Here is a 22612-nt window from a genome sequence, read left to right on the forward strand (position 1 = left end):
CACGACCAGTCAGCGATAGCGATCATTGACCTGCCTCCTCGCCGTCGAACGTGATGGGATTGAAATCAGCCATGGTTTCTCCTGCTTCGGACAGAACACTGATCACAAACTTTCCGCCGGTAGGGCTGGAGACAAACATTTGCGTCACGCCCTCCTGGTTGGATTTGGAGGTCTGCTCCGGTCGGATAACCAGCAAAGGCAGTTTGGTGTCGCCCACAACCTCGTAGCTCCATTGCACGCGGCTGTTTTTCCCGAGGTTTAGATACCGGTCCATCAGCGTGGCATAGAGTTCGACTTCCTGACCGTAGGGCACGGTGCCCAACGGCACCGGCGACATGAGCGAAGGCGGAAATTGCAGGGACTGCGCATCAGCGACAACATTGAGGGTGGGGGCGTACTGCGGCTCGAACAGATCCAGCCAGAACTGCGGGGTGTCCGTGCCCATGACCTTGCCGGGCAAGAACTCTGCCCTGACCACGCCTTGGGTATCCGTTTCCTGGGTGGCGATGTTGCCCAGGTTGGCACGCCAGTAAACCTTGACGCCGCTCAACGGCTTTGCGTCGACATCGTTGAGGGTCACGGTGAAGGTGATTTTATCGTCTGTCTTGTTGGCCACCACCTCGGTCTTGTCCAGCACACAGGTCACGGTAACGAGCCGCTGCAGATCCTCGGTGAACGCCATCTGGGGCTCAGGGGATTCGGAGAAGCTCAGCAACGCGTGCTCGGCAGCCTCCTTGTACTTCAACTTGTCTACTGCCTCGGGCAAGGTGCCGATCAAGAAAATCGTCAAGGCATTCATGCCTGTTTTCGCTGCCATGACCCGAATGCGCATCAGCAGATCCAGCTGGGTCAGGTTTTTCAGGATCTTGAGTGCCGGGTCGATGCGACTGACACACTCGCGTACCTCTTGAACACTCCAGTCGAAAAACTCGGCCAGGCGAATCGCAGCCGCTTGCTGGGCCAGACGCTCAGCATCAACGCTAAGGTTGTCAGGCAACGCATTGACCTCACGCAGATAATCGAGCAGTTGCTGCGCGGGCTTCTCGCTCAACTCAAACGCCCGGGTGAGGGCCGTCAGGTAGTACAACGTCCTCACGGTGAACGCATGTTTGTCATCCTGATCCAGCCAGGCCTTGTGGCCGTATGTCAGATAGTCCTGCAACAGCTGGGCATCGAGATCCAGTTTCGCCACCACCGCACTGCGACGGCGTACATCGGCCAACAGGTCGAGCAAGGGGTCAGGCTGCTCGTTGCGTCCGCGCAAGGAATCTTCCCGATCCGACAGGGTGCGTTCGAACACCTGGCGCAAAAATTGGTGCACCGTCGCATTGGCCCAGGCCAGCACTTGAAACGCTTTCTCGGCGTTGACGCCCGCATAAACCGCCAGCGATTCCTTGACCACCGACGCCTGAGCCTCTTGGGCCTGCAAAAGCACGGCGAGCATTTTCTCGACAATGGCAGCGCGTGCGACTTCATCACCGCCACCGAGGCCATCCTTCACCGCCCCGTCGAGCGCCCTCCGGGCAAAGGCCAGGTACTCGGTTTGCGTACCCGCATGCGCCAGGACCAGCCCGTCCGCATCAACCAGCATCGTCAGCAAATCCAGCCAGCTGGCGCCCGCCAGTGGCGGCACACCCGCCATCAGTAACGCCGAGTGGGTGAACTGTGCGCCTGGCAACAGGCTGCGCACTTTTTCAAACAACTGGCGCTCCTCGTCAGAGGCGGTGGCCAACGCCTGGGGTTGCGAGATCTGTTGCAACATCCAGAGCACCGCAAACTTGCGGTCTGCGCACCACCCCACACAGGAATGCAAGGCGTAAATGAGGTTCAGCACATCGGGCGTGTCAACTGGGGTCGAATGGATCCGGGGAGTACCCGCCAGACCGTAGAGCCAGTCTTCCCCACCCAATAACGTCAGCATCAGGACGCCTTCGACCGGCGTCATGCCCAACAGACGGGGCAGCTTCACCAGGCGGTAAAAACTGGAAATGACTGCGGGGGTGCGACTGAGTTTGTTGCCGGTGACGCCATGCGCACCGGCAATCGCCATGGCCAGGTATCGGTAGGTCTGCAGGTCGATCCCCAGCGCACTGCACAATTGGGTGACCGTCAATTCGGAATCGCCCTGGACCGGCAACACCGAGAACTCACCGTCATCGAGTAACATGGGTTGGCGGTAGTCGCCCTGCCCATTGAAGACTTGGTCAAACTGCGAGAGCGCTTCACCGCGACCGTAAATCGACAACTCGTCGATAAACGCGGCAAAGTCTGGCGCCGTACACCCATAGCGCTCACGTAATGACTGAAACAGACCCAGCGCATGCACGACTTTTTCCGTGATCAACCAGGCATTGTCTGATGCGCTACTGCGCGATTCAGCCTTGATGGCCGCCACCAACAACGCATCTACCTGATCGCTGGGCAGCTCCAGCCACTGATCCAGACGCAACTTGCGGTTCATTCGGTCGTAACGGCCAAGACCAATTGCACTTGTTGGATCCACTGATAATTTATGCATAAATGAAGGGCCGGTTCCGGTACCCGTAATGCTGACCGCAGGGTCGCTATTGGCATTGAGGTAAACCGAACCGGAGCGCCAGCTTTCCGGCTCAACAGGCTTGTTTTGCGCGTACGTCACGTTGGCAGAGCGCACGGGGGCGAAACCTCGTACCGACAGCAAGTCCTCCAGCCCCGGGGTGTGGAGTTTGGTTCGTTCACCGAAGAATGGCACCTGGTCAAGGTTTTGCCATGCCACGTCCTTGGCACCGAAGTTCTGCAAATAGAAAGCCTCACGACTTTCGTAGTCTGCGGGCTTCTCCGTCAGCAACCGCCGCTGATAAGGCCCCAGCCGTGATGCGTGGGCCAGAGCACGCCCCGCGTCGGCATCCCAAGCGTGGCATAGCAAAAAATAAGGGAAGGAAAAGTCCACCACATGCGCAAAATTGCCGACCGAAAGCCCATGGTGATGGGCAACCGCATCCAGGGTCACCCAGTGCTGGTAGTAAGGCAACCCGTTGGGATACCGCGCCTCGATCATCGTGTCTTCAACATGCTGTTTGGCGTCGTGCTCGGTGATGAAGGTTTCCAGCACCGAGACGATGATGTCGACCGAAGACACCGATCGATACACCGCATTGAAATCGACCGACAGCGGTTTCAGGTCCTTGCGTCGGTCATGCAGCGGCAGCTTTTCGTTGCCGCTCGGAACGGACTCGATACGCTGCTCGATCCACCTCAACAGCTCGATCAGATACGCCACTGGCGAAGCAAGAGACTCCAGAGCCCGCGGCGGGCAAAAACTGTCGAATGGGGGGTTGAACAGAGTCCCGAAACTGGGTCCCGAAACCATCGACAACAAACCACTGGTCGTCCCTGCCTCATCTGTTTTATGACTGCGCAAGCTGTGCTCGATGAATTGTCGGCGCACATAAATGGCCAAGCTGTTGGCCCGCCGCAAAAACCGGCGGGCGTCATCGGGGCTCACGTTGAAGTCCCTCACCAGCCCCTGCACACCCTTTTCCACCAGTGGAAAAATCGACCCTCCGTCTTCGATGTAAGTGTTGAGAGCCGCGTACCTCGTGCGTTGTTCTTTACTAAAGACCTGGTTCAGCAGTTGCGAGGCGGGGCGGGAGTCAGCCATGGTCAGGTTCCTGGGGTCGATAACGGTCCTGAACAGCCTGACAATCCTGTCAGGCCGTGCGATTGATGGAAGAGATTTGACGCCTGAAGCCGATCACCGTCTACTGTCACAAATGACAGTTCAATAACCGCTCATCGGAGGATCGTTATCAGGCTTTCGTGGGTGGCGCACGCCCGACTTCGAAGCGTTCGCTGTCCGCCCAGTCAGAAACCGTCGCGCCATCTTCACTGTCGGTGAGGGATTGTTTGAACCGGCACCAATTGCCACCGTCGGGCAACGGCTGCGCCGCACTGCCCTGCCAACCACTCGTGCTGACGGGAACATCGGACGACCATTTTTGATCAGGGTTGAACCAGCTCGTGACCTCCCCGACTCCCGGTTTACCCTGACCTTTGAACAGCACCGGATCACTCACCCAGCGTCCCGCCGCCGGTACATCGATGGAAGGCAGAAAAGCACCCAGCACGACCGACCGTTCAGGGGAGTCGGCCGATTCAAAGCCGTCGCACGACGCCACAGCCACCAGGTCGCAGCGGCCACCAGGCTGATCGAGCATCAGCGTGACCGACCAGGTGCGATCCTCCAGCACCGGGCTTCGCCCCAGCACCGTACGTGTGGCATTGCCCAGTTTCACCGCGACGGTGTCCCCCGGCACGCCGAAGCCTGACACCACCACCCGCCGACCGATGTGCTCGCCTGTGGCCGGGGTTTCGATAAACGGTGCCGCGGGTACGACGTTATAGATCAGCGGCGGGCTGTCCTTGGACGTCTGACCCTCAAAGGTTTGTCTCGCCCAGATGCTTTTGGCCCCCACCGGCAAGGTCACCTCGCCTTTCCAGTGGCGGTCTGCGCCCACCGGAATGTTCGTGAGTAAAGGCTCGGCAACGCCCGCCAGCCAGACCTCAATCCGCCCGTTCGGCATGCCCTCCCCCTCAAGCGTCGCGGTTCGTGGCAGATCGCCGTTTTCCGTTGGCTGCGTAAAGACCGGTGGCAGCAGCACCACCTCGAAATCGAGCATGTCGCTGCGGGGGGATGGCCGCTCATAACGCGTTTGTTGCGCATCAATGGTGTACTTTCGAAAGCTCAGACCGGTGAGTTCGATTGCCCATTCACCGTTGACGGTCAGCAATTTGGGAGCGCCCAGATCTCGGCCGGTTTGAGCATCACGCAGTTGCATCGTGGCCCCGGCCATGCCGTCCTGCCCTTGGACAATCACATCGCGACCGACCTCCTCCCCTGGTTCGGGGTGGGTAATCACCGGTTTGAGCATTGGTGTATAAACCGTGAAGTTTACGGACGCAGCGGGTGACGTTTGCGAGGCAGCCGTCTGGGTGACGGTGACCGTGTGAGGAACATCCGGAGCAAACGGTGTCTCGCGCTGAAAGGTCCAGCTTGAACCGACAACTGTGGCTGGATGCTTGGTGGGGGCGTCGCTGAACGTGAGTTCAACGGCCGCATTTAACCAGCAGGTACCGGAGAATTTTGGAGAGAAGCCGTCCTCTTGCACCGGGCCGATGACAGGTGCCAATGGTGGGATGGTGACTATGAGGGAGACCCAGGTTGGCGACTGTTGACCATCCAGATATTGCCTGAAATAAACATCCCGATTGAGGGTCGGGCCCCACTCCCGGGATGCCCGGCTCGACCATTGGCCGTTGGACACGCGCGCGTCGGGGGCGGGGAAAGTGCTGCCACCAGGATCAGCGATCTTCACCATAGCGCCGTTAGTGCCTTTGCCGGAAAAGGTCGGCTGGTATTCCTTTGTGAATACTACGTCGCTCGGGTCTTGCAGCACCCGACTGTAGGAAAAAGTGTAGGGCTGCGACTCAATCCAGCCATTGGCATTGTCCGAGACTTTCTGAATCGCTTTCAGGGTGTACGTGCCAAACGGCCAGTTGGTGACGGTGGTTTCCCACCGGCCTCCTGTCACCGTGGCAGCGGACGGTGCCGTCCCACCAGGCCCGCTGACGATAGTGATCTCGACCGTTGCGCCGGTGTGGCCGGCGCCTGAGAACTTGAGCGAAGTTTCGGTTGGGTATGAAGTGGTGACGGCGGTCAGTGCGGGGGGGCGGATTTTGAACGAGCGGACTTCACTCACATCAGAAGGCACAGTTCCGACAATTTGTCGCGCCACAATAGAGAACGGACCGGGGGGCATATCCATGACGAACCTTGTTACGTTCCACTCCCCGTTCGCCCCTACATCTCCCTCCCCGATTTTGAATGAGTGTTCAAAGTCTTTGAGTACTTCGACAATGGCCCCCGATACCCCTCCAGCACCAGATATCCGCCCCTTTACATCGGTGATGTCGCCGTTTTCCGGGAATTGAATAATTGGCTTGCTTGCCCGTAACCGAAAGGTTCGCGCCTCTGACCATTGACCATGCGCATCGTGCGCAGCCTGAATCGTAATCGTGTCTGGCAGATTTCGGATATCCAGCGTCTTGCTCCAGGATCCATCGCGTGCAGCAGGTTCAGACAGTCCAAAATCATGCCAACCACCTTGCGTCATAATCCGAACGCGAAAACCGGGGGTAGCCGTTCCTCCTACGGTGAACGGCTGGCTAATATCAATCTCCTCATCTCTGGGCAGGGTGATCCGTGGAACGGTAAAAGCCACCCGAACTGAAAACGTGACACGTTCGGACATATTGGATTCAAGACCAACACAAATGGTGTACGAACCATCAGTAAAAAACACAGGCACTTCCCAATAACCACCCGGCGTTACCGAGCCACCTAATAATTCTAATGTGTTGTCGGAGAGCACCTTGTATGCGTTGACCCAGATACTGCCGTCATAGCCCTTGATGGAAAAATAGCCGGACGTCATGACCTGTCCCGCGGACGGCTGCGTGATGACGACTTGGGGGTTAGGAAACAGGGGATCATTCTGTTCATCAGCCATGATGCTCAACTCCGCAAGGTGCTTTGGGTGATGTGGGTTCTACCATCCGGCTCTGTTACCTCACACCTGTAAGATCTGACAGTCCCGACGAGTGGTGTAAGCCGCTGCCGCACCGTTCGCGCTGAGTCCTACAGACGTCAGTCGAGTGACTACAACGCCTTGCGCAACGGACTACACATCCGCCAGAATCCGCCGGCTTGTGCACCTTGGCCTTGCCCCGTAACTTGATCCGCGTCGCTGCCCATCAGCGATCGGGTTTAGTCGCCCGGGTAGGTGATATGAATGTGCATAAGCGTCATCCAGTCGGGTATTCCCATCCCCGCACTCGATGGTGGCTGTACGCAGGGCGCCCTCGGGCGCGCCGGTTTTTCATGTCTCCTCCCGGTCGACTAACCTGCGTACAGCCGCCACCCCCCTCGTTTAGTCGCGAGTCGGTGGTAGCTCCAACAAGGAGATTTACCATGTTCAAACCAACACCCAATCCACCCCCCGAAACCGACCCGGTTTCCCCCTACGCCACCCTCGATTCAAGAAAACTCCACGCTGCCGCCGACAAGGCGCTCGACCATTACCTAAAACCCGACGTCGAATCCCTTCGCACTGCCCAGGACCGCGCCATGAAAATGTTCACCGTTGTCCCGGATGCCAACCCCGAAGCCCTGACCATCCAGACTTACGAGACCTTTTCATCAGTCAGCATTCTGCTGCTCGACCTGGCCGAAAGCCTGGACGACAGGCCACGGCACCTGGCGATGGTGATTTATCAGATGAGTGAGTTGGGGTTGATGCTGGTGGAGCGGTCGTTGGATAACGAGCGGGCAATCAAGACGACGTAGCCGTTACCGGTCATTCGTTGTTGTTTGTAATGACGCCTTCGCGGGCAAGCCCGCTCCTACAGGGGATTTGTGAACCCTGGAGATTGTAGAAGCGGGCTTGCCCGCGAAGGCAATAGAGAAGACGACGCTACCCTTCAGGCAGACGCCGGCAACGGCTGAAAACTGAAGTACTGCCTCAATGCCTCCACCAATTGCCCATACTCCGGCGGCGCCCGTTGCAGGCTGAACCCGGCGTCGTAGTGCTGCGGCGTTTCGTCTTCATGGCACCACAGGCAACTCGCCGTCAGGTCAATGACCTGCTGGCCACCATTGGTGGCGGGAATTTTCAGACGCAGGTCGAAGTCGACGCCCACCATCATGGGCAACTGGCTGATCAGCATCAGCCCGTCTTCGGACACGTTGCCGAGAAAGCCGATGGGTTTGTCGGTGACACTGTTGAACACTTTCAGGAAATACGGCAGCTGATGCCGCTGAATCCGGCGGTTGGTAAACATGCGCAAATGGCCCAGCAAGACCCTTAAGCAGGGCCGCACTAATGCTTCGGAACGGGTCTTCTTCTTTATTGTAGAAGTGAAGGCGCGCTCTCCCCGATCCCGGTGCGACAGTCCATGCAACCGCTGACGCTTACTCCTGCCGATCACAGGTATGCACTCGGGTTTAGAGGCAAGGCTCTAAAACCGATCTCTTGGACTATAGCTCACCACCGCCAGTGAGCCAGCCGTTGCGTGACGACTGCGATCAGTACGTCGCCGGGCGCACAGCCGCGGCGCTTCGCAGCGGGTAACGGCCCTGGCTCTCCAGGGTTTCCAGACGAGCGCGGGCGCGGTAGGCGTATTCGCTGTGCGGGTACGTCTCGATGATGTACTGGTAAGTCTGCGCCGCATCGATATACAGCATCTGCTTTTCCAGGCACTGACCGCGCATCATCGACACTTCCGGCCACACATAAGGCCGCGCGCGGCTGGAGCGCTCGACTTTCGACAGTTCGAGTATGACCTGCTCGCAATTGCCACGGTCGTAGGCGCTATAGGCGAGATTCAAATGGTGGTTCATCGACCAACGGGCGCAGCCCGTCACACTGAGGGCAAGGACGGCAATGAGCGCGAATCGCATGGGGGTTCTCCTGTCTTGAGCTCTGTATCGACCCGTTGTGCAAAACCTTCAGGCGGCTTGTCACGATCGTTTAAAGATAAAAGCCAATAAGTAGTGCATTCGAACAATGACTACACCCAAAGATGATAGTAGCCTCACTCAGCGCTTGAACTCAGGAGTCTTTGCATGTCCGTCCGTCGTACCAAAATCGTCGCTACCCTTGGCCCGGCCAGTAACTCGCCGGAAGTTCTCGAACAGCTGATTCTGGCTGGCCTGGACGTCGCCCGCCTGAACTTCTCCCACGGCACCCCCGACGAGCACAAGGCTCGCGCGAAGCTGGTGCGTGACCTCGCTGCCAAGCACGGCCGCTTCGTCGCCCTGCTGGGTGACCTGCAAGGCCCGAAAATCCGTATCGCCAAATTCGCCAACAAGAAGATCGAGCTGAAGATCGGTGATCAATTCACCTTCTCCACCAGCCATCCTCTGACCGAAGGCACCCAGCAAGTGGTCGGTATCGACTACCCCGACCTGGTCAAGGATTGCGGCGTAGGCGACGAGCTGCTGCTCGACGACGGTCGCGTGGTGATGCGCGTCGATACCGCCACCGCCACCGAACTGAACTGCACTGTGCTGATCGGCGGCCCGCTGTCCGACCACAAAGGCATCAACCGTCGTGGTGGTGGTCTGACGGCTCCGGCCCTGACCGAGAAAGACAAGGCCGACATCAAGCTCGCCGCCGAGATGGAAGTCGACTACCTCGCCGTGTCCTTCCCGCGTGACGCCGCCGACATGGAATACGCCCGTCAACTGCGCGACGAGGCTGGCGGTACTGCCTGGCTGGTGGCGAAGATCGAACGCGCCGAAGCCGTGGCCGACGATGACACCCTCGATGCGCTGATCAACGCCTCCGACGCAGTGATGGTGGCTCGTGGTGACCTGGGCGTGGAAATCGGCGACGCCGAGCTGGTGGGCATTCAGAAGAAAATCATTCTGCACGCACGCCGCCACAACAAGGCAGTGATCGTCGCGACCCAGATGATGGAGTCGATGATCCAGAACCCGATGCCGACCCGCGCCGAAGTGTCCGACGTGGCCAACGCCGTGCTCGACTACACCGACGCCGTGATGCTCTCGGCGGAAAGTGCCGCTGGTTTGTACCCGCTGGAAGCCGTGCAAGCGATGGCGCGCATCTGTATCGGCGCGGAAAAGCACCCGACCAGCAAGACCTCCAGCCACCGTATCGGCAAGGTCTTCGAAAGCTGCGACCAGTCCATCGCGCTGGCGGCCATGTACACCGCCAACCACTTCCCGGGTGTGAAGGCGATCATCGCGCTGACCGAAAGTGGCTACACGCCGTTGATCATGTCGCGCATCCGTTCGTCGGTGCCGATCTACGCGTTCTCCCCGCACCGCGAAACCCAGGCCCGCGCGGCCATGTTCCGTGGCGTCTACACCGTCCCGTTCGACCCGGCATCGTTGCCGCCTGAGCAAGTCAGCCAGGCTGCGATCGACGAGTTGCTCAAACGCGGCGTCGTCGAGAAAGGCGACTGGGTCATCCTGACCAAGGGCGACAGCTACCACACCATCGGCGGCACCAACGGGATGAAAATCCTCCACGTTGGCGATCCGATGGTCTGAGTGACCGGTTGTTTGAAAAACAAAAGCCCCGCCATGTGAATGGCGGGGCTTTTTGCTTTCTGATCCAACAGGTGTTGTGTCTGATCGGGCCTCATCGCGAGCAAGCTCGGCTCCTACAGGGGTTGGCGGTGTCCACAAATCCAGCGTTCACCTCAAAACCTGTGGGAGCTGGGCTTGCCCGCGATGAGGCCCGTCCATTCACCACATCATTTAATGCCGGCGGATAAATGCTGACAACGCCGCCATCGCTTCCGGCGACCGCAACCGTTGTGTGAACAACGCCCCCTCTTCTTCTATCACTGTGCGCAGCAATTCCCGGTCCGGCGCTTTCATCAATTGCTTGCTGATGCGCACTGCTTGCGGCGGCAGCGATTCAAAGCGCAACGCCATCTCCCGCGCCTTGGTCAACGCCGCTTCGCCACTGCCCAATGCTTCAGTGGCAATGCCCCACTCTGCAGCCTGTTCACCGCTGAAACCTTCACCCAACAGCAACAACTCCGACGCTTTGGCATGCCCAAGCAAACGCGGCAGGATCAGGCTGGAGCCAAACTCCGGACATAAGCCGAGATTGACGAACGGCATGCGCAGGCGAGCATCACGACTGACGTAAACCAGGTCGCAATGCAGCAGCATCGTCGTGCCAATCCCCACCGCTGCACCGGCCACGGCGGCGATCACCGGTTTGCGGCATTCCAGCAGGTTGAGCATGAAGTGGAACACCGGGCTGTCGAGATTGCTCGGCAGTTGCTGGATGAAATCGGCGATGTCGTTGCCGGCAGTGAAGCACTCGGCGCTGCCGGTGATCAGCACGGCGTTGATTTCGGGGTCGGTGTCGGCCTGCTTCAGCGCCTCGGCCAGACGGCTGTACATCGCACGAGTCAGCGCGTTTTTCTTGTCGGGACGATTGAGGCGCAACGTCAGCAGGCCGCGCTCACGTTCAAGTTGGATGGCATCGGTCATGGCGAGTCTCGCGTCGTTGAACGATCAGCACTCAACCACGGGGAACAAAGACATCCGCCAGCAGTTGATTGCGCGGCAATCCCGCGAGGTACAGGCGCCGGGAAAAGGCGTCGACACTGTCGGGGGCTCCGCAGACTAAGGCCAGGGTTTGCCGGGAGACAAGCCGCAGTTGCGCCAATGCCTGCGGCAACTCGGCCGGGGTCCAGCACTCGACACTCAGGTGATCGTGGCCCTCAGCCATGGCGTGCAGGGGTTTGGCCAGATAATGCTCGTCGGCGTCATGGGCCAGGTGAATAACGCGAATGGCGCCTTGGTGATCCTGACGCAGCGCTTCGCGTAATACGCCAAACAGCGGCCCTAAACCGGTGCCAGCGGCCAACAGCCACAGTGGCCGGGTGTGCCAGTCCGGGTCGTAATGCAGAGAGCCGCCACGCAATTCGCCGAGGCGGATCGAATCGCCGATCTTCAGTTGACGGGCCGCGTCGCTAAATTGCCCCGGCTGTCGACAATCGAGGTGAAACTCCAGAAAGCGGTCTTCTTGCGGCAGGCTGGCCAACGAATAAGGACGTGCCACATTGCCCGCCCACAACACCAGATGTTGCCCGGCGTTGTAGCGCAAAGGACGCTCAGGCGTCAGACGTAATCGCAACACACTGGCGCTCAACCAATCCACGGCCGCCACCTCGGCCGGGTGGCCGTCCTGCTGTGGGTCGAAGGTGTGCACTTGCAGGTCCTCGACCACCCGGCACTGGCACGCCAGGCGCCAGCCTTGTTGGCGTTGCTCTGCGCTCAAGGCATCGGGTCGGCTGTCGCTCGGCAACCCCTGTACGCATTGGACCAGGCAGGCATGGCAACTGCCGGCGCGGCAACTGTAGGGGACGGCCACGCCGTTTTGATTCAAGGCATCGAGCAGGTTGCTGCCCGGTGCCACCGACCACTGACGCTCACCGACCCGCAACTCAGGCATCGACGTTCTCCCAGGCTGCCGCGCAACGATTGCGACCATCACGTTTGGCGCGGTAAAGCGCCTGATCGGCGCGCTGCAAGGCGTCGTCGAGATCGTCGCCCAGCTCCAGCAACGTCATGCCCGCCGACAAACTGAGATGGGCGACGTTGAGGCCGATCAGCTCGACATCGGTGAAGGCGATGCGCAACCGCTCACAGCACGCCGTCAGGCGTTCGGCATCGCAATCGGGCACCATCACCACGAATTCTTCGCCGCCATAACGCGCCAGCACATCGCCGTCGCGCAAGCACGCGGTCGCGACGCCGGCAAAGGCTTGCAGGACCTGGTCGCCCGCCGCATGGCCATGCACATCGTTGATGCGTTTGAAGTGGTCAAGGTCGATCAGCGCCAGGCCATGCATCACGCCGGCGTCCATGGCGTTCAGTTCGCGGGAGGCCAGGCGCAGGAAATGGCGGCGGTTGAACAGCCCGGTGAGTTCGTCGGTGGCGACCAGGTCTTCGAGCTGGCGCATCATCCCGCGCAGGGTGTCCTGGTGCGCTTGCAAGGCGAAGCGCCGCTGCCGCATGCGCTGACGCGTAGCCTGGACATAACGGGCGTAGAGCACCAGCCAGATCAACACAATAAGCAAAACGCACACTTGCAACCCAGCCAGCGCCGGGTCGCGGAGCTGAAAGTGGTAGCCCTCCCACAGCGTGATCGAACTGAAACTGAAAAACACCAACAGCGCACACCGCACCAGTGCTCGGCGCGACAGATGGAACAGTCCGAAAAGCAGGATCAGCACGTAAAACACCAGAAACGCGCCGCGTGCCTCATCCAGATTGGCGATCAGCCAGGTTTGCCACCCCAGCCCCGTCAACACTTGCGCTTCGGTCAGGCTGGGATCGGAAAAGCGCTGGTTGCAGCCGCTGTAAAACACCGCGAACAATGCCGCTTGGCTGATGACCACCAATGCAGTGCCGACGGCCAGGCTGGCCACAGGTTCATCGTAGTGTCCGGAGAAAAAAGCCAGCCACAGTAGCATCAGCGCCAGGGCGTAAGTGCCGGCTGCAAGGGCAAAGCGTTTGAGTAGAAGCTGTTGAAGGGCGTTATGGGTCAATCGTTGACTCACCATGCGAAAGAAAGCTGTTTGAGTGTCCTACTCTACAGGCCGGGTGCCACTTTAGTGGCGGGCCGGATAAATGACCATTCAATTTTAGGGATATAAAACCAGCGTCAAAAAACATGGCTCTCATCCCCCGGTTATTAGCAGTTCTGTGGCGAGGGGGCTTGCCTGTGGCAAGCCCCCTCGCCACAAAAGCAAAAGCACCACGCCAGCCTTTATGCGACCAACGATTGACTGCCGGCGGATGTGCCCGCCAGCGAGGCGCGCTATACTGCCGCGCCTTTTTAGCGTCGCGCCAGCAGCCCCGGCGTGCCTTGAAAGGTGCTTGCAACCGACCGATGCACCCAAGCTGCAAGCACCTTATTGAATGTTCCCGTCTTTTAGAGGAGCGCGACTCATGACCGTGATCAAGCAAGACGACCTGATTCAGAGCGTTGCCGACGCCCTGCAGTTCATTTCCTATTACCACCCCGTTGACTTCATCCAGGCGATGCACGAGGCCTACCTGCGTGAAGAATCGCCGGCAGCCCGCGATTCCATCGCACAGATCCTGATCAACTCGCGCATGTGTGCCACTGGCCACCGCCCGATCTGCCAGGACACCGGCATCGTCACCGTCTTCGTCCGCGTGGGCATGGACGTGCGTTGGGATGGCGCCACTATGGGCCTGGACGACATGATCAACGAAGGTGTGCGCCGGGCTTACAACCTGCCGGAAAACGTCTTGCGTGCCTCGATCCTCGCCGACCCGGCGGGCGCTCGTAAAAACACCAAGGACAACACCCCGGCCGTTATCCACTACTCCATCGTTCCGGGTAACACCGTGGAAGTGGACGTGGCGGCCAAGGGCGGCGGTTCCGAGAACAAGTCGAAAATGGCCATGCTCAACCCGTCCGACTCGATCGTCGACTGGGTGCTGAAAACCGTTCCGACCATGGGCGCCGGCTGGTGCCCACCGGGCATGCTCGGCATCGGCATCGGCGGCACCGCCGAGAAAGCTGCTGTCATGGCCAAGGAAGTGTTGATGGAATCCATCGACATTCACGAGCTCAAGGCTCGCGGTCCACAGAACCGTATCGAAGAGATGCGCCTGGAGCTGTTCGAGAAGGTCAATCAACTGGGCATCGGCGCCCAAGGCTTGGGTGGCCTGACCACCGTGCTCGACGTGAAGATCATGGATTACCCGACCCACGCCGCTTCGTTGCCGGTGTGCATGATCCCGAACTGCGCCGCCACCCGTCACGCCCACTTCGTGCTTGACGGTTCCGGCCCGGCATCCTTGGAAGCGCCACCGCTGGACGCCTACCCGGAAATCGTCTGGGAAGCCGGCCCGTCGGCTCGTCGTGTCAACCTCGACACCCTGACCCCGGAAGACGTGCAGAGCTGGAAGCCGGGCGAAACCGTCCTGCTCAACGGCAAGATGCTCACCGGTCGCGACGCTGCGCACAAGCGCATGGTCGAGATGTTGAACAAGGGTGAAACCCTGCCAGTGGACCTCAAAGGTCGCTTCATCTACTACGTCGGCCCGGTTGATCCGGTGCGCGAAGAAGTGGTGGGCCCTGCCGGTCCGACCACCGCGACGCGGATGGACAAGTTCACCCGTCAGATCCTTGAGCAAACCGGCCTGTTGGGCATGATCGGCAAATCCGAGCGCGGCCCGACCGCGATCGAAGCGATCAAGGACCACAAAGCCGTTTACCTGATGGCCGTGGGCGGCGCGGCTTACCTGGTGGCACAAGCCATCAAGAAATCCCGCGTTGTGGCGTTCGCCGAACTGGGGATGGAAGCGATCTACGAGTTCGACGTCAAAGACATGCCAGTCACTGTGGCAGTCGACAGCAAGGGCGAGTCGGTCCACATCACAGGTCCTGCCATCTGGCAGAAGAAGATCAGTGAGAGCCTGGCAGTAGAAGTGCAATAAGCGCTTTAGCGGGCTAAACAGCGGCCGGGGTGTCTGAATAGACGCCCCGGCCGTTTTTTTTGCGCAAAAAAAATAATGCCAAGGGCATTAAAACCGAAGCATTTACAACTATTCAGTCTAGAACCCCACGTCCGACCTGTCAGATCTGACAGGTTACGCACGCCCCCCTTCTTGTTAGCGTCTGAGCCATCGAGCGACACCGTCACCACGAGTGGCCGCCAGGCAAAAACAGGATCAGCCCCCATGCAAGACCAAGCGTCCCTGAGCATCACTGAACCTTCTATCGCCAAAAGTGCTTCCATCGCCACCATCGGTAAAAGCTGGGGCAAGGTCGGCACGACGGGAGGCGCTTCATTCGAACTACCGCTGCCACTTTCCTCTGGACGCGGATGGGACCCTCAGCTCTCTCTGAGCTATAGCAGCCAATCTGGTAACGGACCGTTCGGTGTCGGTTGGCATTTGAACCTCATCGCCATTACCCGCCAGACCAGCAAAGGCGTACCTCGCTACACCGACGACGATGTGTTCCTCAGCCCCGCGGGTGAGCAGCTCATGGCCGAGCGCGATGGCGAAGGCAAGATCATGTCCAGAGAAGAATCCGAATACAGTGGATTGCCCATCGGGGCTCACAGCGTGGTGCAATATTGGCCGCGGGTGGAAAGCTCTTTTGATGTGGTCGAATTCTGGCGCTGCGAAGCCAACCCCGATGGTTTCTGGCTGGTGCATGGGGCCGACGGCAGCCTGCACCTTTTCGGCAGGATAGAGACCGCGCGCAAGGCTGACCCACAGGACCCGAACCGTGTTGTCGCCTGGTTGCTGCAAGAAAGCATGAACGCTCGGGGCGAGCACATCTGTTACGAGTACAAACAGGAGGACCCGACCCAGGATCCTGACCCGCATGACTACCGGGCCCAGCGGTACTTGGATCGAGTGCTATATGGCAACTTCGCCGCGTATGAACACTTGTACGGCTGGGACATTTCACCAACGCCGACGCCTTCATGGCACTTTCACCAGGTGTTCGACTATGGCGAACGCACACGGGACCTGACTGAAAAACCTGTCTATGACGGCCCGACGCTTGCCCCGTGGCTGATCCGCAACGATCCCTTTTCGTCCTATGGCCAGGGCTTTGAAGTAGGCACCCGCCGCCTCTGCCAACAAGTGCTGATGTTTCACAATTTTCCGGTGCTGGGTGAGGAGCCGGTGCTGGTCCGCCGCTTGCTGCTGGAGTACTCGGTCACCGCAGAGCCCTGGTCTTACAGTCAAATCATGGCGGCGCATTATCAGGCGTACGACGCCAGCGGTACCGTGGAAAACATGCCCCCGGTGGAGTTCGACTATGCGGATTTCGAACTGAATACACAGCCGACACCGTTCTTCCCGTTCGAGAACATGCCGGGCATCGAAGAGGGTCAACGCTATCAATGCGTCGATCTGTTCGCAGAAGGCCTACCGGGCTTCCTGTGTCGTTATGACCAGTGCTGGTACTACCGGGAGCCGCTGCGTGACCTGACCGGTGGCGATCACATCCGCTATGGCCCGTGGACAGTGCTCAACGAAATTCCAGTCGCAAATCGCAACACGCAAGCGCATCAAGCGCATCAAGCGCTCATGGACCTCACCGGCGACGGTCGGCTGGACTTGATTGTTGCTCAGCCCGGCATGAGCGGTTTCTACACGCTGAATCCGGACAAAACCTGGTCTGGTTTCATTCCGTTCACGGCGTTCCCGGCGGAGTTTTTCAACGTCCTTTCGCAGTTGGATGATTTGACGGGCGACGGACTCAGCTCCCTGGCGCTGATCGGCCCCAACGCGGTGCGCCTTTACGCCAATAAACGTGAAGACGGTTTTGCCAGGGGCGAGGATGTCCTTCATGAGCCGATAGATGACCGCTTGCCATTGATCAGCAGTTCACGCGGTGAACTGGTGTTTTTGGGCAATCTGCTGGGCAGCGACATGACTGAGTTGTGCCGCATTCGCCACAACGAAATCAAATGCTGGCCAAACCTTGGGCATGGCCGCTTCGGCCAGGGTTTCGTCATGAGTGCCCTGCCCTTCGAATACGACACATTCGATGCGGCACGTGTACGGATCGCAGATTTGAACGGCTCCGGCGCCCCCGCGCTCATTTATTTGAATTCGGACGGATTCGAGATTTACCACAACCGGGGTGGCAACGGTTTTGAGCAGGTTCCCATTCAGGTTGCCTGGCCCGAAGGTGTGCGTTACGACAACCTGTGCCAGGTCACACTCGCCGACCTGCAGGGACTGGGCTGCGCCAGCCTGATCCTGACCGTACCGCACATGCCCCCCCGGCACTGGCGTTATGATTTTGTCAGCGCCAAGCCATACCTGATGATCGCCAGCAATAACAACATGGGTTGCAGCACCGAGGTGGTGTATCGAAGTTCCGCGCAGTACTGGCTGGATGAAAAACAGCGAATTCTCAAGCTCAAGCGCCTTCCCGCTTGTTACTTGCCTTTCGCTATTCAAGTCGTCAGTCAACAAACCCAACGCGACGAAATCACCGGCAATTGCCTGAATCAGTTTTTCAGCTATTTCGAGGCCTGGTACGACCTTAAGGACCGGGAGTTCCGTGGCTTCGGGCGGCTGCACCAAACCGACAGCGAAACCAGCTCGGACGAAGACGAAAGCTTCACCGCCCCGGCATTGGTCTGCACCTGGTTTCATACCGGCCGGCACATCGATTTGCCTCGCGATGGCTACTTCGATCGCGATGACGAGGCACACCCGCTGGGCGACACGCTCTTTTGTCGATATCACCCGAGCGATGACTGCGAAGAGCTCATTACGCCGGCCGATGAAGCCACCGCCCACGAAATCGCCCGCGCCCTTTCAGGCTCTGTGCTGAGAATGGAAACCTACGCGGCGGATGACCCGGTCCCGGCCAATCCGTACCTCGTGGAACAGTCCCGATACATCGTGCGCCAAGTGCGTGAACGCGGCGACCACCACCCCAACGCGGTGCTGATGCCGTCGCTATTGGAAAACATCAGTTACCACTATGAGCGTTTCGTCGAAGACCCGCTGTGCCGCCATGTCATTAATTTGAACCGGGACGCCTTCGGGCTGACGAGTCACAGCATCACGGCCAGCTATGCCCGGCGCAGAACCGGGGACGATGAGCCGCCGTTTGACGATGTCGACGAACGTAAATGGTGGATTGACGCCCATGATCCGGCTCAACAGTCCTACTACCTGAACGAAACCCGTGCCGAATTTATTCACCTGTCCAATCTGCAAGGCTGGAGGCTTGGCCTGCCGTATCGGCAACGCGGTAACGCACTGGTATTGCCCAAGGGGCCAACCCCTGAGGGCCTTAACCCAAAGGACATTGCCTATGAACAGTTTCGTGACCTGTTCAAGTCAACTGAATGGGTGGCTCAGCGGGAGCTGACGTCGCAATCGGTACAGCGTTATCTCAAAACAGCAGACGGCACGCTGCTGCCGGACGGAACTGCCGAGTTCGAAGCATCGGTGGGACCGCTGGAAATCGCGCAACTGAACAAGACGGCGCTGGCCGTTTACGGCGACGTGAGCCCTGCGATCGATATCCGGGAAGAACTGGCGAAGATTGGATATCTGCCCATGAATCTGTTTCTGGGTACAGACGAAGAGGCCGACGAAGAAGAGGACAAACAGAGAAATCTTTGGTCTGCCCAATACAGTTTTGCCAAGTATGGCGACCTTCAACACTTTTATAAGGTGACGCACTTCAACGAAACACAAAGTCACGGCATCACTACGACCCGATACGACGACTACAGCCTGATGAACATCAACGTCGAACTGCCGGACGGCTGTACCACACGCGTTGAATTCGACTACCGCTCACTGCAACCGCTACGCATCATCGATGCCAACGATAACGTCGAAGAAGCCCTTTACGATCCGTCCGGCCCGCACACTGTCACCTATTACGGAACCGAAGCTGCCCTGCCCGCCGGTTTCTTGCCCATCGCCGACTATCAGCGCCCCGAAGATACCAGCGCCGGCACGGCCATCGACGCCCCAAAAGAGGCGCTGCAAAACGCTGCCAGTACCTGGCGCAAAGACCCGTTCAGCTGGATGGGCCAACTACCCCCTTCCGTCCGGCAGACATCCGATTGGCTGACCAACGCGTGCGGGCAAGGTTGGGTATTGCCAAGCCTTCACCTGCGGGCTGGCGCACGCCGGCGACTGGGCCGGCTCAAGTCCCGGACGCCGGCGGAGCAGGCATTGTGGGAACGGCTGCCGAGCGTCCCACGCATGCCGGTGCACAGCGTCGTCCTTACCGCCGACCGCGACTACTATGATCAGACACCGCAACAAATCCACATCATCCTGAGCATCATCGATGGGTTCGGACGGCCCCTGCAAACCCAACAACTGGTTGAACCCGGCGATGCCTATGTCGTGGAAAACGGCGAACTGGTGATTGAAAACGGTCAACCAAAGGTTGCGCACGCCGATCGGCGCTGGCGCATCAGCGAACGCGTGGAATACAACAACAAGGGGCTCCCCGTACGTACCTATCGTCCCTATTTCGCCAACACTTACGGCTACATCCATGACCACGCCTTCAGGCAGTTCGGTCACCACGACAAGCGCTTTTATGACTTCCTCGGTCGCTTGATCAAGATCATCAACGCCAAAGGCGATGTCGCGCTTGAAATAATCCACCCCTGGTACAAAACCAGTCTGGATTTCAATGACACCTACGTTGAGCCGCCTGTGCAAGGACGCAAGGCCGGCGTGCAATGACCGGCGCAACTCCCTGGAACACCCCCGCCGTAACCTCCCATGACGCGCGAGGTCTGGCGGTGCGCCACATTGCTTACGTACGCAATGCGGCCAATGGCACCCTGGAACCGCTCGTCACCCGGCACACCTGTGACGTGATCGGCCGACAGGTGGAGCAACGGGACCCGCGCCTGGCCGATACGCCCACCCCTAACCTGTCGTCGGTCTATGGTCTTGGCGAACACCCCGTCATGATCGACAGCGTCGATGCCGGTAAACGGCTGAGCCTGAGAGGGCTGGCCGGTGAAATACTTCGTCGCTGGGACGCAAGGGGCAAAGATTGGCGCACAACCTACGACAACCAGTTACGCGTTCTCTCGCTTGAAGAAAGCGATCAAGACCCCGTTGACCTCTTTACCTACGCCACTGCGCTCGATGACCCGAACCATAACCTGCGCGGCCAAATGATCAGGCAAGTCGATACCTCAGGCGTTCTTGAGCTCCACAGCTTCAGCCTGCACGGCCAACCGTCGCGCGACAGCCGAACGATCACCGGCGCCGGCACCTTTACCAGTCAGCGGACTTACAACCCGCTCGGCGCGGTGCTGACCCAGACCGATGCCGGTGATCATCAGCAACAGATGCAGTACGACATCGCCGGGCAGCTGCAACAGGTTTGCCTGCGGCTCACGCTCACGGGGGGTTGGCTGCCCGTTCTGACAGACGCCCGGTATAACGCCGCCAGCCAGATCATTGAGCAGCGCGCCGGCAACCAGGTGGTCAGCCGCTGGACGTACGATGAAGCCGACGGTCGGCTCGATACCCTGGCCGCCGGTGTGCCCGGGCAGGACCTGCTCCAGCACTTTCAGTACGTTAATGATCGGGTCGGGAACCTGTTACACATCAGCGATCTCGCGTTTCAACCGATGTACTTCAAAAACCAGCTCATCGATGGTCATCGAGCGTTTACCTATGACTCGTTGTATCAGCTGACCAGCGCCACCGGCCATGACGCCGCGCCAACCTCCGATCTACCGGGCCGTCCTTTGCCGAGCGATCCCCGGAACCGTCTCAACTACAAACAGATTTACACCTACGACGACGGCGGCAACCTGATCAAGTTGATCCATGAGCGCGCGGTGGGCAGCTACACCCTCGAGATGTTCATAGACCCGTCCAGCAACCGAGGCGTGCGCTGGAAAGCAGGCGACCCCGCCCCCGATTTCGACGGTTTGTTCGACCGCCATGGCAATCAGCTGGCGTCGTCTCCCGGAAGGCCGCTGCACTGGAACAACCGCGATCAACTGGCCGCAGCGACGCTGGTTGAGCGTGACGGCGCGCCCAACGATGAAGAAACCTTTCGCTACAGCCAGGGCACGCGCGTCTGCAAACGCCACGAAACCCATACGTCCAAAACGACGCATTTTCACCAGGTGATTTACCTGCCGGGACTGGAAGTCCGCACCCGCGACAACGGCGAAGTGCTGCACGTCATCACCCTGCCGGGAGGCCGTGGCAGCGTGCGTTGCCTGCATTGGGTCAGCAAAAAACCCGATGGTATCGATCAGGATCAACTGCGCTACAGCCTCGACGATCAACTGGGTTCCAGCCTGATGGAACTTGATCAACTGGCCAGGCAGATCAGCCACGAAGGCTATTACCCGTTTGGCGGCACCGCCTGGCTGACGGCGGTTTCAGCGCTGGAGGTCGATTACAAAACCGTCCGTTATTCGGGCAAGGAAATGGATGAATGCGGGCTTTACTACTACGGCGCTCGTTACTACGCACCATGGTTGCAGCGTTGGGTGAGTGCTGATCCGCAAGGGGATGTGGATGGTATGAATCTGTATGGGTTTGTGGGTAATAACCCGCTGCGTTATGTGGATCACGTCGGCGAGGCAAAAGCCGAAAACGTCATCCTCAACTATTCAAGATTCCTTTCGGTCCTGGAAGGGCATGCCACTCAAACGCTGGGGCAAATCGACAACATCATTAATCAATCCAAAGTTGCGACATCGCTGGTGAAGAACCTGGTGGGTGAATCCATCAATGCCGGTATCGGTTTCGCCGGCGGATTCATTGCCGGCGACAAGCTGGGTGGACTGGTGCCTCAACACACGCCGGCGGGCAGCTTGAATGCTCAAGAAGTCATGCCTTTTTCCGGTGGTCTTACCGTCGGTAACTTCGGAGGTGAAACGGCAGGCCGTACGAGCCCATCTGTGATTCCGACTTCTCGGCTGACCGGCCCACTGATACCACAGACATCAACCATGTCCATCAAGGCGATTGATCAATCACTGAGTCTCGACACCCGTTCAGACCCGATCGACTGGCTTGGCGGCGCCATCAATATTTTCTTCAACAACGGGGTCGGCTCAGTGGTCCCAGGGGTGGGAGCCTTCCTCGCAATGGGCTCAAGGGTTCAGGAAGCCGAGGACATCAATAACCGGCTGGATCCGGTCAAGATCAACAAAATCGAGGCAATGCTGGATGAGTGGCAATCCACAGAAAATCAACGCTATGCCAACTCCGTGGCCGCCTTCAAGGTCGTTGGCGTTGATGTTATTTACCCTGCCGACGTGCTTCCCAATGTCAATCACATGACCCTTCGAAGCCTGTTGGAACCGATTCGCCTCAGCGAATTGACGCAACAGCATGAAAGAACGCAGGACTTGATACGTAGAAACAAAGCCGGTCTGGCGCTCTACAAAGAGAGGGGTACGACGGATAACCAGTTTTTGTTGAAGCAGGCACGCGTGGGAAAAATCTCACATGCAGCGGCTTAATGGACAAAGGGCC

At 59.0% G+C, this 22612-nt stretch carries 12 protein-coding genes; 5 read left to right on the forward strand and 7 right to left on the reverse strand.

The window, feature by feature from the left end; translation table 11 throughout:
* Window positions 1-22: 22 nt before the first annotated feature.
* Both ACA048_RS22740 and ACA048_RS22745 read right to left on the reverse strand, forming a co-directional pair.
* Window positions 23-3640 carry a Tc toxin subunit A gene (locus ACA048_RS22740; protein WP_497626379.1) on the reverse strand — a complete coding sequence of 1206 codons (3618 nt, stop codon included), beginning with the start codon at window positions 3638-3640 and terminating at the stop codon, window positions 23-25.
* A 148-nt stretch (window positions 3641-3788) separates the two neighbouring features.
* Window positions 3789-6548: an Ig-like domain-containing protein gene (locus ACA048_RS22745; protein WP_497626380.1), complete on the reverse strand. Its 2760-nt coding sequence runs from the start codon at window positions 6546-6548 to the stop codon at window positions 3789-3791.
* A gap of 461 nt (window positions 6549-7009) precedes the next feature.
* Between ACA048_RS22745 and ACA048_RS22750 the strand changes: the two genes are divergently transcribed.
* Window positions 7010-7384: a DUF6124 family protein gene (locus tag ACA048_RS22750; RefSeq protein WP_497626381.1), complete on the forward strand. Its 375-nt coding sequence runs from the start codon at window positions 7010-7012 to the stop codon at window positions 7382-7384.
* A gap of 134 nt (window positions 7385-7518) precedes the next feature.
* On the opposite strand, the gene ACA048_RS22755 is transcribed toward ACA048_RS22750, so the two are convergent.
* Together ACA048_RS22755 and ACA048_RS22760 are read right to left on the reverse strand one after the other, a co-directional pair.
* Window positions 7519-7878, reverse strand: coding sequence for a PilZ domain-containing protein (locus ACA048_RS22755; RefSeq protein ID WP_497626382.1), 360 nt, complete (start codon window positions 7876-7878; stop codon window positions 7519-7521).
* Between the two features lie 244 nt (window positions 7879-8122).
* Entirely contained in the window at window positions 8123-8497 is a 375-nt protein-coding gene (locus ACA048_RS22760) for a tetratricopeptide repeat protein (RefSeq protein WP_497626383.1), read from the reverse strand.
* A 165-nt stretch (window positions 8498-8662) separates the two neighbouring features.
* Between ACA048_RS22760 and pyk the strand changes: the two genes are divergently transcribed.
* On the forward strand, window positions 8663-10114 hold the full coding sequence (gene pyk / locus ACA048_RS22765; RefSeq protein ID WP_497626384.1) for a pyruvate kinase: 1452 nt from the start codon (window positions 8663-8665) through the stop codon (window positions 10112-10114).
* 210 nt (window positions 10115-10324) lie between these two features.
* On the opposite strand, the gene ACA048_RS22770 is transcribed toward pyk, so the two are convergent.
* Genes ACA048_RS22770 through ACA048_RS22780 form a run of 3 tightly spaced genes read right to left on the reverse strand, consistent with a single transcriptional unit; the run spans window position 10325 to window position 13140 of the window.
* A complete protein-coding gene (locus ACA048_RS22770) occupies window positions 10325-11074 on the reverse strand; it encodes an enoyl-CoA hydratase-related protein (protein ID WP_497626385.1) in 750 nt (249 codons plus the stop codon).
* A 31-nt stretch (window positions 11075-11105) separates the two neighbouring features.
* Entirely contained in the window at window positions 11106-12041 is a 936-nt protein-coding gene (locus ACA048_RS22775) for an iron-sulfur-binding ferredoxin reductase (RefSeq protein ID WP_497626386.1), read from the reverse strand.
* A complete protein-coding gene (locus tag ACA048_RS22780) occupies window positions 12034-13140 on the reverse strand; it encodes a GGDEF domain-containing protein (RefSeq protein WP_497626387.1) in 1107 nt (368 codons plus the stop codon). Before ACA048_RS22780 ends, ACA048_RS22775 begins: the two co-directional genes overlap by 8 nt.
* Window positions 13141-13543: 403 nt before the next feature.
* Between ACA048_RS22780 and ACA048_RS22785 the strand changes: the two genes are divergently transcribed.
* From ACA048_RS22785 to ACA048_RS22795, 3 genes are all read left to right on the forward strand, one after another.
* Window positions 13544-15067: a fumarate hydratase gene (locus ACA048_RS22785; RefSeq protein ID WP_497626388.1), complete on the forward strand. Its 1524-nt coding sequence runs from the start codon at window positions 13544-13546 to the stop codon at window positions 15065-15067.
* Between the two features lie 243 nt (window positions 15068-15310).
* The gene (locus ACA048_RS22790; RefSeq protein WP_497626389.1) at window positions 15311-19834 is read left to right on the forward strand and encodes a SpvB/TcaC N-terminal domain-containing protein; all 4524 of its coding nucleotides are present in this window, start codon (window positions 15311-15313) and stop codon (window positions 19832-19834) included.
* Window positions 19831-22599, forward strand: coding sequence for an RHS repeat-associated core domain-containing protein (locus tag ACA048_RS22795; protein WP_497626390.1), 2769 nt, complete (start codon window positions 19831-19833; stop codon window positions 22597-22599). Before ACA048_RS22790 ends, ACA048_RS22795 begins: the two co-directional genes overlap by 4 nt.
* The last annotated feature ends 13 nt before the right edge of the window (window positions 22600-22612 follow it).

The organism is Pseudomonas sp. LBUM1659 (genome assembly GCF_059716045.1).